At 74.2% G+C, this 12,863-nt stretch carries 16 protein-coding genes; 9 read left to right on the top strand and 7 right to left on the bottom strand.

What is annotated here, in order from left to right; all coding sequences use genetic code 11:
• Nucleotides 1-5: 5 nt before the first annotated feature.
• The 4 genes from KOV94_RS16565 (at nucleotide 6) to KOV94_RS16550 (ending at nucleotide 3,515) form a co-directional block, all read left to right on the top strand.
• Entirely contained in the window at nucleotides 6-221 is a 216-nt protein-coding gene (locus KOV94_RS16565) for a hypothetical protein (RefSeq protein ID WP_218052651.1), read from the top strand.
• 31 nt (nucleotides 222-252) lie between these two features.
• Nucleotides 253-1,767, top strand: a complete 1,515-nt coding sequence (gene gltX / locus KOV94_RS16560; RefSeq protein WP_218052650.1) for a glutamate--tRNA ligase — start codon at nucleotides 253-255, stop codon at nucleotides 1,765-1,767.
• Nucleotides 1,764-2,510, top strand: coding sequence for an HAD family hydrolase (locus KOV94_RS16555; RefSeq protein ID WP_124342614.1), 747 nt, complete (start codon nucleotides 1,764-1,766; stop codon nucleotides 2,508-2,510). Before gltX ends, KOV94_RS16555 begins: the two co-directional genes overlap by 4 nt.
• 78 nt (nucleotides 2,511-2,588) lie before the next feature.
• Nucleotides 2,589-3,515: a hypothetical protein gene (locus KOV94_RS16550; protein ID WP_124342615.1), complete on the top strand. Its 927-nt coding sequence runs from the start codon at nucleotides 2,589-2,591 to the stop codon at nucleotides 3,513-3,515.
• A 16-nt stretch (nucleotides 3,516-3,531) separates the two neighbouring features.
• Here the strand turns inward: KOV94_RS16550 and KOV94_RS16545 are convergent, their stop codons facing one another.
• The 6 genes from KOV94_RS16545 to KOV94_RS16520 all read right to left on the bottom strand — a co-directional run bounded on the left by KOV94_RS16545 (nucleotide 3,532) and on the right by KOV94_RS16520 (nucleotide 8,773).
• Nucleotides 3,532-4,266, bottom strand: coding sequence for a class I SAM-dependent methyltransferase (locus KOV94_RS16545; RefSeq protein ID WP_124342616.1), 735 nt, complete (start codon nucleotides 4,264-4,266; stop codon nucleotides 3,532-3,534).
• A gap of 131 nt (nucleotides 4,267-4,397) precedes the next feature.
• Complete coding sequence (locus KOV94_RS16540) at nucleotides 4,398-5,195, bottom strand: inositol monophosphatase family protein (RefSeq protein WP_218052649.1); 798 nt, start codon at nucleotides 5,193-5,195, stop codon at nucleotides 4,398-4,400.
• Between the two features lie 28 nt (nucleotides 5,196-5,223).
• On the bottom strand, nucleotides 5,224-6,309 hold the full coding sequence (gene rsgA / locus KOV94_RS16535) for a ribosome small subunit-dependent GTPase A (RefSeq protein WP_124342618.1): 1,086 nt from the start codon (nucleotides 6,307-6,309) through the stop codon (nucleotides 5,224-5,226).
• Entirely contained in the window at nucleotides 6,309-7,631 is a 1,323-nt protein-coding gene (gene aroA, locus KOV94_RS16530) for a 3-phosphoshikimate 1-carboxyvinyltransferase (RefSeq protein WP_218052648.1), read from the bottom strand. Before aroA ends, rsgA begins: the two co-directional genes overlap by 1 nt.
• A gap of 80 nt (nucleotides 7,632-7,711) precedes the next feature.
• Nucleotides 7,712-8,215 (bottom strand): DoxX family protein, encoded by a 504-nt coding sequence (locus KOV94_RS16525; RefSeq protein WP_218052647.1) that lies wholly within the window; start codon nucleotides 8,213-8,215, stop codon nucleotides 7,712-7,714.
• A gap of 12 nt (nucleotides 8,216-8,227) precedes the next feature.
• Nucleotides 8,228-8,773, bottom strand: coding sequence for a ferritin (locus KOV94_RS16520; protein WP_124343768.1), 546 nt, complete (start codon nucleotides 8,771-8,773; stop codon nucleotides 8,228-8,230).
• A 127-nt stretch (nucleotides 8,774-8,900) separates the two neighbouring features.
• On the opposite strand from KOV94_RS16520, the gene KOV94_RS16515 reads away from it, so the two are divergent.
• Nucleotides 8,901-9,665 (top strand): sigma-70 family RNA polymerase sigma factor, encoded by a 765-nt coding sequence (locus KOV94_RS16515; protein WP_124343767.1) that lies wholly within the window; start codon nucleotides 8,901-8,903, stop codon nucleotides 9,663-9,665.
• Nucleotides 9,662-9,949, top strand: coding sequence for a mycothiol system anti-sigma-R factor (rsrA, locus tag KOV94_RS16510; protein ID WP_218052646.1), 288 nt, complete (start codon nucleotides 9,662-9,664; stop codon nucleotides 9,947-9,949). Before KOV94_RS16515 ends, rsrA begins: the two co-directional genes overlap by 4 nt.
• A 67-nt stretch (nucleotides 9,950-10,016) precedes the next feature.
• On the opposite strand, the gene KOV94_RS21425 is transcribed toward rsrA, so the two are convergent.
• A complete protein-coding gene (locus KOV94_RS21425) occupies nucleotides 10,017-10,091 on the bottom strand; it encodes a 50S ribosomal protein bL37 (protein WP_370521008.1) in 75 nt (24 codons plus the stop codon).
• Nucleotides 10,092-10,198: 107 nt separating this feature from the next.
• On the opposite strand from KOV94_RS21425, the gene KOV94_RS16505 reads away from it, so the two are divergent.
• The 3 genes from KOV94_RS16505 (at nucleotide 10,199) to KOV94_RS16495 (ending at nucleotide 12,852) form a co-directional block, all read left to right on the top strand.
• The gene (locus KOV94_RS16505; protein ID WP_124343765.1) at nucleotides 10,199-11,287 is read left to right on the top strand and encodes a type IV pilus twitching motility protein PilT; all 1,089 of its coding nucleotides are present in this window, start codon (nucleotides 10,199-10,201) and stop codon (nucleotides 11,285-11,287) included.
• Nucleotides 11,288-11,437: 150 nt separating this feature from the next.
• Nucleotides 11,438-12,244 (top strand): DUF4097 family beta strand repeat-containing protein, encoded by an 807-nt coding sequence (locus KOV94_RS16500; RefSeq protein ID WP_218052645.1) that lies wholly within the window; start codon nucleotides 11,438-11,440, stop codon nucleotides 12,242-12,244.
• Nucleotides 12,244-12,852, top strand: a complete 609-nt coding sequence (locus KOV94_RS16495) for a PadR family transcriptional regulator (protein WP_162354163.1) — start codon at nucleotides 12,244-12,246, stop codon at nucleotides 12,850-12,852. The genes KOV94_RS16500 and KOV94_RS16495 overlap by 1 nt, the downstream gene beginning before the upstream one ends.
• The last annotated feature ends 11 nt before the right edge of the window (nucleotides 12,853-12,863 follow it).

The raw sequence follows: 12,863 nt of genomic DNA, 5'->3' as shown, positions 1-12,863 counted from the left end.
CGCACGTGGTCGGGTACGGCGACGTCGGTCAGGCGAAGTGGGCGGCGTGGCGGCGCACGTGGCAGCTGGAGGACCGCACCGAGGTCCAGCTCGACGACCAGGTCGCGCTCGTCGTCGCATTCATCGACCCGGTCTACACGGGCGACGTCGGAGACGGCGCGACATGGGACAGAGGAGCGTTCGAGTGGCGCGGCTCGACGGCTGCACCGGCAGCGGACTGACCGTGGCCACAGCCGCAACTAACCTGTACCCGTGACCACCCCCGCTCCCGCCGGCTCCGCCGTGCGCGTCCGCTTCTGCCCGTCGCCGACCGGCACCCCGCACGTCGGTCTCATCCGCACCGCGCTGTTCAACTGGGCGTACGCCCGGAGGACGGGCGGGACGTTCGTGTTCCGGATCGAGGACACGGACGCGGAGCGGGACTCGGAGGAGAGCTACCTGCAGCTGCTCGACGCGCTGCGCTGGCTCGGGCTGGACTGGGACGAGGGCGTCGAGGTCGGCGGCCCGCACGCGCCGTACCGGCAGTCGCAGCGGTACGACCTCTACACGGACGTCGTGCGCCGGCTCGTCGAGGGCGGGTACGCGTACGAGTCGTTCTCGACGCCCGAGGAGATCGAGGCCCGGCACCGCGCCGCGGGCCGCGACCCGAAGCTCGGGTACGACGGGTTCGACCGCGACCTGACCGACGAGCAGAAGGCGGCGTACCGCGCCGAGGGTCGCTCGCCCGTGCTGCGCGTGCGGATGCCCGACGAGGACGTCACGTTCACGGACCTGGTCCGCGGGGAGATCACGTTCAAGGCCGGCTCGGTGCCGGACTACGTGATCGTGCGCGCGAACGGGCACCCGCTGTACACGCTGGTCAACCCCGTCGACGACGCGTTCATGGGCATCACGCACGTGCTGCGCGGCGAGGACCTGCTGTCGTCGACGCCGCGCCAGGTCGTGCTGTACCGCGCGCTCGTCGAGCTCGGCGTCGCGTCCGTCGTGCCGCAGTTCGGCCACCTCCCGTACGTCATGGGAGAGGGCAACCGGAAGCTCTCGAAGCGCGACCCGGAGTCCAACCTCTTCCTGCACCGCGAGCGCGGCTTCACGCCCGAGGGCCTGCTCAACTACCTCGCGCTGCTCGGCTGGGGCATCGCGCCCGACCGGGACGTCTTCACGCTCGACGAGCTCGCGCACGCGTTCGACGTCGCCGACGTCAACCCGAACCCGGCGCGCTTCGACCTCAAGAAGGCCGAGGCGATCAACGCCGAGCACGTGCGCCTGCTCGCGCCCGACGACTTCCGCGACCGGCTCGTGCCGTACCTGCACGCGGGCGGGCTCGTCCCGGCCGACTCGTACGCCGACCTGTCGGCCGCGCACCGCGCGCTGCTCGACGCGGGCGCCCCGCTGATCCAGACGCGCGTCACGCTGCTCGGTGAGGCCGTCGGGATGCTCGGCTTCCTGTTCGTCGCCGACGACGCGCTCGAGGTCGCGGACGACGCGCGCGCGGCCCTGCGCGACGACGCCGCGACCGTGCTCGACGCGTCGCGTGCGGCCCTCGCGGCCCTCCCCGCGGACGGCTTCACGACGGCCGCGACGCAGGAGGTCCTGCAGGCCGCGCTGGTCGACGAGGGCGGCCTCGGCATCAAGCCGCGGTTCGCGTTCACGCCGCTGCGCGTCGCGCTGTCGGGCCGTCGCGTGTCGCCGCCGCTGTTCGAGTCGATGGAGATCCTGGGCCGCGACGCCACGCTGGCCCGGATCGACCGGCTCCGCGCGACGCTGTGACGGGCGCTCCCGGGGCGCTCGTCGACGGCGTGCTCTTCGACATCGACGACACGCTCGTCGACACCCGCGGCGCGTTCGGGTCGGCGCTCGCGGCGATCGCCCGGCGCTACCTGCCGGACGTGCCGCCCGAGCGCGACCACGAGCTCCTCACGGTGTGGCGTGCCGACGTCAACGGGCACTACTCCCGGTACACGCGCGGCGAGGCCGGGTACGAGGAGCAGAGGATGGCGCGCGCCAACGAGCTGCACGCTCGGTTCGGCGGGCGGACGCTCGACGAGGACGGCTTCGCGCGCTGGGACGAGGTGTTCCAGGACGGCTTCAGCGGCGCGTGGACGGCGCACGACGACGCCGAGGCGGTCGTCGACGCGCTGCTCGCGGCGGGGATCGCGGTCGGCGCGCTGTCGAACGCCTCCGTCGCGTACCAGACGGCCAAGCTCGAGCGCGTCGGGCTCGTCGACCGCGTGCCGATGCTCGTCGGCGTCGACACGCTCGGCTTCGGCAAGCCCGACCCGCGCGTGTTCGCCGAGGCGTGCCGGCTGCTCGGCACCGACCCCGCGCGCACCGCGTACGTGGGCGACGAGCTCGACGTCGACGCGGCCGCCGCCCGGGAGGCCGGCCTCGTGGGCGTGTGGCTCGACCGGCCCGACGGCCGTCGGCACCCGATCTCGGACGAGCAGATCACCGCGGCCGACGTCCGCACGATCCGCACGCTCGCCGAGCTGCCCGCGCTGCTCGGGGTCTGAGCGGCGCCGGCAGGATCACCCGGCTGCCGCGACGTCGCCGGCCCGGCCGTCCCGGCGACGTCTCTACACTCGCGCGGCATGGGCCTCTTCTCCCGTGGGCGTGACCGTGCCGCCGACCGTCCCGACCCCGACCTGCCGTCGCTGAGCGCCGAGCAGGCGGACTGGCTCCGCGCGCGGGTCGTCGCCGAGCTCGGCGTCGCCGGTGTGGGCGTCGAGGCGCGGGGGGACCACCTGGTCGCCGCCGACGGGCAGGTGTACGGGCTCGGCAACCTCGCGGCGATGGTCGCGACGGCGCCGCGCCGCGAGCGCGACGCGGTGGTCGCGACGCACGTGGGCGGCCTCCTGACGATGCGCGACTTCCGCGAGCCCGAGACGCTCGAGGAGATCACCGGGATCGTCGTCGCCCGGGTGCTGCCCGACGACCCGGCGCACGCGCCGCGCGACCCCGACGGGGACGCGGGGCCGGACCTCGGCCCTGGTCTCGTGGTGCGTGCGTGCCTCGACTTCCCGACGCACGTCTCGACGGTGACCGACCTCGCGAAGTTCGGCGGCTGGGCGGCCGTCGAGCCGTACGCCACCGCGAACCTGCGGGCCCTCCCGGCGCCCGACCACCAGGTGCTCCGGCCCGCACGCGGGGCTGAGGTGCACGTCTTCGCGTCCGACGACCTGTTCGGCGCCAGCCGGCTGCTGCTCCTCGACGACCTGCTGGCGTCGCACCTGCACCTGGAGCGGCCCGCCCACGGCGTCCTCGTCGCCGTCCCGAACCGCCACCTGCTGGCTCTGCACGTGCTGGCCGGGCCGGAGGTGACGCACGCGATGTCGACCCTGATCTCGCTCGCACGCGGCGAGTTCGACGGACCGGGCCCGGTCAGCCCGGAGGTGTTCTACCGGTCACCCGACGGGACGCTCCAGCAGGTCACCGGTCCGGCGGAGGACGGTGGGGTCGCGGTGCTCGTCACCGGGGCGTTCGCCGAGGCGATGGCGGCGCTCGGCCTGGTCGGCTGACGACCCGCCCGGCCGGTCAGCGCAGCGTCGCTCGCCAGGCGCGCGTCACGTAGGGCACGTCGACCTCGTCCCGCCCGCGCAGGTCCGGGTGGTGCGCGACGAGGTCGTCGACGCGGTCCAGCAGCGCGTCGCGCTCGTCGTCCGGCAGCGTCAGCAGGTGGCTGCGGCTGGCGGCGAGGACCCGCAGGTCGCCCGTGCGCATGCGTGAGGACCAGGACGTCTCGCGGTGCTCGGACGGCGTGAACGCGGGTCCCAGGTCGGGCTCGTGCGCGCTCGTGTCGAGCGGGTCGCCCGTGTGCACGATCTCCGTCCACCGCGCGACCCAGTCGGTGCGCGCGTCGCGCACGTTCCACACGACGGCGACCCGTCCGCCAGGCCGCAGCACGCGTGCGACCTCGGCGGACGCCGCGCGTGCGTCGAACCAGTGCCAGGCCTGCGCGACCGTCACGGCGTCGACGCACGCGTCGGGCAGGCCGGTCGCCTCCGCCGTGCCGGGGCGGGCGTCGGCGTCCGGGACCGTGCGCTCGAGCTCGGCACGCATCGCGTCCGACGGCTCGACGGCGACGACGTCGTAGCCGAACGCGACGAGCCTGCTCGTGAGCTTGCCCGTCCCCGCCGCGAGGTCCAGCACGTCGCGCGCGTCGTGCGGGACGCACCAGCGCACGACCTCGTCGGGATAGGTCGGTCGCGCCGCCTGGTACGCCGCGACGCCGTGCTCGAACGACGCCGCCCGCACCGCCCGCTGGTCCATCCGGCACCCCTCTCGCCCCTGGGACCGACGGTACGACGCGCCGACGCGCCTCACCTGTCCGGGCGACCTCGAGGGAGGGGCTGGCCGCGAGCCTGCTCGACGGCGGTCGTCGCCAGGGCTCACCATCTCGCTCAGGGCATGGGGTCGAGCAGCTCCAGGGCCTGGTCGTGCAGGAGCCCGTTGGACACGAGCGCGGAGCCGCCGAACGGGCCCGGGACCCCCCGCACCGACGTGAACCGGCCGCCCGCCTCGGTGACGATCGGGACGAGCGCGGCCATGTCGTGCAGCGCGAGCTCGGGCTCGGTCGACAGGTCGACGGCCCCTTCGGCGACCAGCACGTGGCTCCAGAAGTCCCCGTACGCGCGCGTGCGCCACACCCGCCGGGTGAGGTCGAGGAAGGCGTCGAGCCGGCCCTCCTCCTCCCAGCCGCTCAGGCTCGAGTACGACAGGGACGCGTCCTCCAGGCGGTCGACGGCCGAGACCTGCATGCGCGACGCCGACGCGAGCGACCGGCCCGTCCACGCGCCCGAGCCCTGCGCGGCCCACCAGCGCCGGCCGAGCGCGGGCGCGCTCACGAGGCCGACGACGACTTCGTCGCCGTCGAGGAGCGCGATGAGCGTCGCCCACACGGGCACACCGCGCACGAAGTTCTTGGTGCCGTCGATCGGGTCGACGACCCACCGCCGCGGGCCGTGCCCGGTGTCGGGCATCTCCTCGCCCTGCACCGCGTCGCGCGAGCGCGCCCGGGCGAGCTGGCCGCGGATGAGCTCCTCCGCCGCACGGTCCGCGTCGGACACGGGCGTCAGGTCCGGCTTCGTCTCGACGCGCAGGTCCTGCGCCTTGAACCGCGACATCGTGAGGGAGTCGACCTGGTCGGCCATCACGTGGGCGAGGCGCAGGTCGTCGTCGTACCCGGGGCGCAGGCTCATGGCGGACACCGTAGCGCCGCCCCCCAGGTCAGGGGCGCGCGGTCTCGCGCGACTCGCGCGGGTCGTTGTCCCCGGAGCCGAGCCGGCTGGCCAGGAGGCGGCGGAACGACTCGACGCGGGCCGCCCGTGCGTCGCGGGTCTCGTCGTCGGGCGCGTCCGTGACCCAGTCGTCCAGCGCGCAGTCCGGGGCGTCGGCGGCGTGCGTGCAGCCGCGCGGGCACTCCTCGGCGACCTCCGAGAGGTCGGCGAAGGCGCGGAGCAGGTGCGTCGGGTCCACGTGCGCGAGCCCGAAGGACCGGACGCCGGGCGTGTCGATGACCCACGTGGGCGCGTCCGTGCCGGGCACCCGCAGCGCGACCGCTGACGTCGACGTGTGCCGCCCCCGGCCCGTGACGTCGTTGACCGCACCGGTGGCGCGGTAGGCGTCGGGGACGAGCGCGTTCACGAGGGTCGACTTGCCCACCCCGGAGTGCCCGACGAGGACCGACGTGCGGCCGTCGAGCGCCGCGCGCAGGTCGTCGAAGCCGTGGATGACGCGCTCGTCGCGCGGGCCCTCCGTGCGGGTCACCACGACGCGGACGCCGATGGGCGCGTACATCGCGACGAGCTCCGACGGGTCCGCGAGGTCGGCCTTCGTGAGCGCGAGCAGCACGTCCATGCGCGCGTCGTACGCCGCGGCGACGCACCGGTCGATCATGCGCGTGCGCGGCTCGGGGTCGGCGAGCGCCGTGACGACGACGAGCTGGTCGGCGTTCGCGACGATGACCCGCTCGACGGGGTCGGTGTCGTCGGCCGTGCGCCGCAGGACCGTGCGGCGCTCGGTGATCCGCACGATGCGCGAGAGCGAGCCCTCGTCGCCCGAGGTGTCGCCGACGACGTCGACCCGGTCGCCCGGCACGACCCGCTCGCGTCCGAGCTCGCGCGCCTTCATCGCGGTCGCGCGTCGCTCGCCGGGGCCGTCCGGGTCGACGAGGACCGCGTAGCGTCCGCGGTCGACGCCCGTGACGAGCGCGGTCTCGGCGTCCGCGTGCTCGGGCCGGATCTTGGTGCGGGGCCGCGTCCCTCGTCCGGGACGGATGCGCACGTCCCGTTCGTCGTAGCGGCGGGTCGGCATCAGGACGCCTGGGTCCCCGCGTCGGCGGGTCCGAGCATCCGCTGCCACATGCCGACGAAGTCGGGGAGCGTCTTGCCGGTCGTCGCGACGTCCTCGACCTGCACCCCGGGCACGCGCAGCCCGACGAGCGCGCCCGCGGTCGCCATGCGGTGGTCCGCGTACGTCCGCCACACCCCGCCGGTCAGCGGGCGCGGCGTGATGACGAGGCCGTCGGCGGTCTGCTCGGCCTGCCCGCCGAGCCGCGTGATCTCGTTCGCGAGCGCCGCGAGCCGGTCGGTCTCGTGCCCGCGCAGGTGCGCGATGCCGCGCAGCCGAGTGGGGGAGTCGCCGAACACCGCGAGCGCCGCGATCGTCGGCGCGAGCTCGCCCGCGGGCTTGAGGTCGAGGTCGACGCCGCGCACCGTCCCGGTGCCCGTCACCGAGAGCACGTCGCCGTCGAGCCGCGTCGTCGCGCCCATGCGCTCGAGGATGCCGGGCAGCAGGCCACCGGGCTGCGTCGTCGCCGACGGCCAGCCGGGCACGCGCACCGTCCCCCCGACGGCGAGCGCGGCGACCAGGAACGCGCCGGCGTTCGACAGGTCGGGCTCGACGCGCACGTCCCGCCCGGCGACCCGCCCGGGGGCGACGTGCCAGATGTCCGGCCGGGAGTCGTCGACCTCGACACCCGCCGCGCGCAGGACGTCGACGGTCATCTCGATGTGGGGCAGGCTCGGCAGCGTGCGGCCCGTGTGCCGGACCGTCAGGCCCTGGTCGAACCGGGCGCCCGCGAGCAGGAGGCCCGACACGAACTGGCTGGACCCGGACGCGTCGACGTCGACGTGACCGCCGCGCACCGCGCCGCGGCCGTGCACCGTGATCGGCAGGTGGCCGGGCTCGCCGTCCTCGTCGACGCGCACGCCCAGTGCGCGCAGCGCCTGGATCACCGGACCCATCGGGCGCACGAGCGCCTCGGGGTCGCCCTTGAAGTGGACCGGGCCGTCGGCCAGGGCAGCGACGGCGGGCAGGAACCGCATGACCGTCCCGGCGAGCCCGCAGTCGATCGTCACGTGCCCGCGCAGGGGTGCGGGCGAGACGAGCCAGTCCGTCCCCGTCTCGACGCCCACGCCGAGGGTCTCGAGCGCCTGGCCCATCAACCGCGTGTCGCGCGAGGACAGGACCGCGCGCAGCCGGCTCGGACCGTCGGCGATCGCGGCGAGCACGAGGTAGCGGTTGCTGAGCGACTTCGACCCGGGCACCTCGACGAGCGCGTCGAGCGGTCCGGCGGCCTGCGGGGCGGTCCAGAGCGCGGCGGTCGGCTGCGGGTGGGAGTCGAGGGCGGTCATGGCGCCAGGCTACCGAGGACGGCCCGCGCGCCGATCGGAGCGACCACCCGACGGGCACCGCGTGACGGCGTCCGGCCGGGTCAGTCGTCGGACGCGTGGTGCGCGCGGTGCTGCTGGACGCGCCACGACAGGCCCGGACGGCCCTCGTAGTCGGCCGCGGCGAGCAGCGCGCCCCCGAGGGCGGACACGGCACGCACGAGCCGCGTGCGTCGCTCGGCCTTGACCACGGGGTCCCGGTCGAGGCCCTTGTCGGGGAGGTTGACGACGACGAGCGGCGCGGTGAGCGCCGCGAGGGCGAGCGCCGCGGTGCGCGGCGCCTTCCCGATCGCGAGCAGCCCGCCGGCGACCGCGAGCGCGGCGCCGTGCGCCTGGACCGCGGACCGCAGCTGGCGCTCGGTGAGCTCGAGGCCGAGGACCCCGCGCGTGGCGCCGGCACCGCGCACGGCCGCGGGCACGCGGGCGTCGACCGTGTCGAGCGCGGCGCGCGCGTGGGCCGCGTGCACGGCGGGGTGGCGCACGACGTCGAGGCCCTCGACGACGAACCAGGTGGCGAACAGGGGTCGGGCGATACGGCGCAGCAGCACGGGAGCTCCTCCTTACAGGACGCCGCCGGCCGCGGCCGGTGCGTCGGGTGACTCGCCGCCGTCGCCGATGGTCTCCCGGGCGACGAAGTTCTCGAGGTCGAACAGGTTGTCGCCGGCGCGCGTGGCGACGGTGAGCAGGGTGCGGGCGGAGGCGACCTCCTCGACCTGCTCCTTGAGGAACCACAGCAGGAACTGCTCGCCGAGCGCGTCGCCCTCGGTGCGGGCGGCCCGGAAGATCGCCTCGATCTGCTCGGTGACCTGCTGCTCCTGCGCGAGCGCGAGCGCGACCGGCTCGACGACCGAGGAGAAGTGGTTGCGGACCGCGCTGCCCGGCGGGATCTCGACGTCGAGGTCCCGGTCCAGCAGGTACTGGACGAGCATCATCGCGTGGTTGCGCTCTTCGAGCGCCTGCCGGTAGTAGTGCCGGGCCAGCTGCGGCAGGTCCTGGCCGTCGCACCACACCGCGATCGCGACGTACTGCTGGTGGGCGTCGAACTCGTGCCCGATCTGCTCGCGCAGCAGCCGGAGGAACTCCGAACCGGTCGACGGTGTCGTCATGTCGGCCACGCTAGTGCGCGCGGGGGCGTCGCGCCGCGAGGGCGGGAGGGCGACGCGCCGCGGGGGCGGGATGCCGACGCGCCGCGCGGGCGGGAATGCGTCGCGCGTACGTGTCGTTGTGCAGCGCATGAGCCCGACAGTCCAGGCGCCGACCCGTGCGCCCGCCCCCGTCGTGCCCGGCGTCCTCATCGGCTGGGCGGGTGTGCCGTCCACCGACGGTGCCCCCACCGGTGCGACCCCGTCGGCGGGGCTAGGCTCGTGGGCGATGAGCGAGGACACCCACCGCGCACCCGACGCCGAGGACGAGGGCGCCCGGACCGAGCGGTTCGAGGCCGAGGCGCTGGTCTACCTGGACCAGCTGTACGGCGCTGCCCTGCGGATGACGCGCAACCCGGCGGACGCCGAGGACCTGGTGCAGGAGACCTTCACCAAGGCGTTCGCGGCGTTCCACCAGTACCGGCCGGGCACGAACCTCAAGGCGTGGCTCTACCGGATCCTGACGAACACGTACATCAACTCCTACCGCAAGAAGCAGCGCGAGCCGCAGCAGTCGCGGTCGGAGGAGATCGAGGACTGGCAGCTCGCGCGTGCGGAGTCGCACACGTCGAGCGGCCTGCGTTCCGCCGAGGCGGAGGCGCTGGACCACCTCCCGGACTCCGACGTCAAGGACGCGCTCCAGCGCATCCCTGAGGAGTTCCGGATCGCGGTGTACCTCGCCGACGTCGAGGGGTTCGCGTACAAGGAGATCGCCGAGATCATGGGGACGCCGATCGGGACGGTGATGTCCCGGCTCCACCGGGGGCGTGCGCAGCTGCGGGAGCTGCTCACGGACTACGCGCGCGAGCGCGGCCTGGTGGCGGCGGCACCCAGTGCGCCGGAGGGTGCTCGATGAGCGAGATGGACGAGTCGGTCGCGCAGCTGACCGGCGGGTGCGGCAACAACTGCGAGGACGCGCTGGACCGGCTCTGGGAGTACCTGGACGCCGAGCTGGCCGACGTCGACGCCCAGACGGTGCGGACGCACCTGGCCGAGTGCCAGGGGTGCCTGCACGAGTACGACCTCGACGTCGTCGTGAAGCACCTGGTGCGACGCGGCTGCCAGGAGGTGGCACCCGACACGTTGCGGGTCCGCATCCACGAGCAGCTGACGGTGCACCTGCGCTCGCCGCAGCCCTGACGTGCCGAAGGCCCGGTCCCCGCGAGGGGTCCGGGCCTTCGTGCGTGCGGGAGCGTCCCGGCCTGTGTCAGGCGTTGGGACGCTTGCCGTGGTTCGCGCCGTTGCCCGCTCGGGAACGACGCTTGCGGCCGCGCTTGCTCATGGATCGTCTCCTCGACGTGTGTGCTGGTTGCCCTCCATCGTCCCACATCGCACGAGGCCCCCTGACGTCCGCTCAAGTCGGCGGGCAATCCGGCCGATAAGGGCTGCGTGACCCAGAGCACGCAGTCCGTCATCCCGTTCCTGCACGCCCTCGCCAGCACGGGCGGCTCCGACCTGCACTGCAAGGTCGGCTCCGCGCCGCGCGTGCGCGTCGACGGGCGGCTGCGCAAGCTGCAGGTGCCGGACCTGCGCCCGTCGGACACCGAGCGGATGCTCGAGGAGGTCCTGCCCGACGACCTGGTGGAGAAGTTCCGCACGACGCACGAGGCGGACTTCGCGTACTCGCTCTCGGGCGTCGGGCGGTTCCGCGTGAACGCCTACCAGGCGCGCGGCACGTACGGCCTGGTGTTCCGGCGGGTCGCCGTGGGCGCCGAGTCGCTCGGCACGCTGGGGCTGCCGGAGGTGGTGGGGGAGCTCGCGCTCGAGCCGCGCGGCCTGGTGCTGGTGACGGGCCCGACGGGGTCGGGCAAGACGACGACGCTCGCGTCGATGGTCGACCTCATCAACACGTACCGCGAGGTCAACATCGTCACGATCGAGGACCCGATCGAGATCCTGCACCACGACAAGAAGGCGATCGTGTCGCAGCGCGAGGTCCGCCAGGACACCGCCGACTTCACGGTCGCGCTGCGCGCCGCGATGCGGCAGGACCCCGACGTGATCCTGGTCGGCGAGATGCGTGACGTGGAGACGGTCCGCGCGGCGCTGTCCGCCGCGGAGACCGGCCACCTGGTCCTCTCGACGCTGCACACGATCGACGCCCCGGAGACGATCAACCGCATCATCGACTTCTTCCCGCCCCACGAGCAGAAGCAGGTGCGCGTGGCCCTGGCGCAGGCGCTGCGCGGCATCGTGTCGCAGCGTCTGGTGCGTCGGGCCGACGGGACGGGCCGGCGTGCGGCGGTCGAGGTCATGGTCAACACCGGCCGTACGGCCGAGGCGATCCTCGACCCGCTGGGCGGCCCGCCGCTCATCGACCTCATCAAGGACGGCGACTTCTACAAGATGCAGACGTTCGACCAGCACCTGTTCCAGCTGGTCCGGGACGACGTCATCACGTACGAGGAGGCCATGGCGGCGTCGTCGAACCCGCACGACCTCACGGTCGAGCTGCGGCAGGCGGGCCTCGTGTCCTGACCTCTGCACCACCTGCGTGCCCCCGGCGAGGCGCGCACCCGACCGACCGGCGGGGTGCGCGCCTTCGTCGTACCCGGGGGTTGCGTGTCGCGACAGACGCGATATAACGTGTTCGACGGAACGAGATATATCGCGAAGAGGAGCAGCAGCATGGCCACCGAGACGTGGGTCGTCGCCCACCCCCAGATCATCGAGGTCGAGCAGGTCGCAGCCCTGCGCGTGCAGCTCGTCGGCGGTCGCGTCGACGTCGTCGCGCGCGACGAGCCTGGCGCGCGGATCGAGGTGCACGACGTCGAGGGACGGCCGCTCGAGATCACGCTCGTCGACGGCGAGCTCCGCGTCGGCTACTCGTTCACCCTCAGCGGCTGGGAGGGGTGGCTCGAGAAGGTCCGCAACTTCCGCGACAAGGATCGCGCCGACGTGCACATCGCCGTCCCGCGCGAGGTCTACGCCAAGGTCGGCACGGTCAGCGCCGAGGGCCTGCTCGCCGGCACGGTGTCGGACTCGTCGGTGTCGACCGTGTCCGGGTCGCTCGTCGTCGACGGCACCCGCGGCCGGCTGTCGGCCAACACCGTCTCGGGCGAGGTCGTCGTCCGCGACCACGCGGGCGACCTCAAGCTCAACTCCGTGTCGGGCGAGCTCGCGGCGTCCGGCGAGCTGACCCTGGTCCAGGCGAACACCGTGTCCGGCGCGCTCACGCTCGACGTCACCTCCGGGACCTCGTCGCTCACCGCGTCGAGCGTCTCGGGCGACGTCACCGTGCGCCTGCCGTACGGCAAGGGCGTCCAGGTCCGCGCGCAGTCGGTGTCCGGGCGTCTCGTCGTCGACGACGAGGAGTACAAGGGCTCGATGCCGGGCCAGCGCAAGGTCGACCTGCGCACCGGCGACGGCGCGTGCTTCGTGCAGGCGAGCTCGGTCTCCGGCCACATCACGGTGCTGCGCGGGGCCGCACGATGATGGCTCCCGTGTTCGCGCACGGGCAGCTGCGGCTCTACCTGCTGTCCCTGCTGGAGTCCGGGCCCAAGCACGGGTACGAGCTCATCACCGCGCTCTCCGACCGGTTCGGCGGCACCTACCGTCCGAGCGCCGGCACGATCTACCCCCGCCTCGCCCGGCTCGAGGAGGAGGGCCTGGTCGTCCGCGTCGACCAGGAGCGCAAGAGCACCTACTCGCTGACCGACGCCGGGCGGGCCGAGCTCGCCGCGCGCGAGGCCGACCTCGCCGACCTCGAGGAGGGCATCGCCGACACGGTGCGCGACCGTGCCGCATCGGTGCGCGCCGACGTCCGGGGGGAGATGCGCGGGCTGCGCGCCGACCTCGCCGCCGCCGCGCAGCAAGCCCGCGCCACGGCCGTGCAGCACCAGCCGCCCGCGCCGACCGACGCGCACGCGGCCTCGCACGTGCGGCGCACCGACGCCGAGGCGATGCTCGGTCGCTTCCGGGACGAGCTGCGCGCCGACCTGCGCCGGGCGGACGCCCAGGGGAAGGTCGAGCAGCTCACGGTCGACACGCTGCGGACCGTCCTCGACACCGCGCTCGCCGCGGTCCGCCAGACGCTGCGCTGAGCAGCAGCGAC

The organism is Cellulomonas algicola (assembly GCF_019024305.1).
Classification (GTDB): domain Bacteria; phylum Actinomycetota; class Actinomycetes; order Actinomycetales; family Cellulomonadaceae; genus Cellulomonas; species Cellulomonas algicola.
This window is presented reverse-complemented; position numbering and strand designations above follow the sequence as displayed.

What these genes read in the sequence shown, in the direction of transcription:
- KOV94_RS16550 (WP_124342615.1), top strand. Translation starts at nt 2,589, where the DNA reads ATGGGCCTCTTCTCCCGTGGGCGTGACCGTGCCGCCGACCGTCCCGAC.
- KOV94_RS16545 (WP_124342616.1), bottom strand. Translation starts at nt 4,266, where the DNA reads ATGGACCAGCGGGCGGTGCGGGCGGCGTCGTTCGAGCACGGCGTCGCG.
- KOV94_RS16540 (WP_218052649.1), bottom strand. Translation starts at nt 5,195, where the DNA reads ATGAGCCTGCGCCCCGGGTACGACGACGACCTGCGCCTCGCCCACGTG.
- rsgA (WP_124342618.1), bottom strand. Translation starts at nt 6,309, where the DNA reads ATGCCGACCCGCCGCTACGACGAACGGGACGTGCGCATCCGTCCCGGA.
- aroA (WP_218052648.1), bottom strand. Translation starts at nt 7,631, where the DNA reads ATGACCGCCCTCGACTCCCACCCGCAGCCGACCGCCGCGCTCTGGACC.
- KOV94_RS16520 (WP_124343768.1), bottom strand. Translation starts at nt 8,773, where the DNA reads ATGACGACACCGTCGACCGGTTCGGAGTTCCTCCGGCTGCTGCGCGAG.
- KOV94_RS16515 (WP_124343767.1), top strand. Translation starts at nt 8,901, where the DNA reads ATGAGCCCGACAGTCCAGGCGCCGACCCGTGCGCCCGCCCCCGTCGTG.
- rsrA (WP_218052646.1), top strand. Translation starts at nt 9,662, where the DNA reads ATGAGCGAGATGGACGAGTCGGTCGCGCAGCTGACCGGCGGGTGCGGC.
- KOV94_RS16500 (WP_218052645.1), top strand. Translation starts at nt 11,438, where the DNA reads ATGGCCACCGAGACGTGGGTCGTCGCCCACCCCCAGATCATCGAGGTC.
- KOV94_RS16495 (WP_162354163.1), top strand. Translation starts at nt 12,244, where the DNA reads ATGGCTCCCGTGTTCGCGCACGGGCAGCTGCGGCTCTACCTGCTGTCC.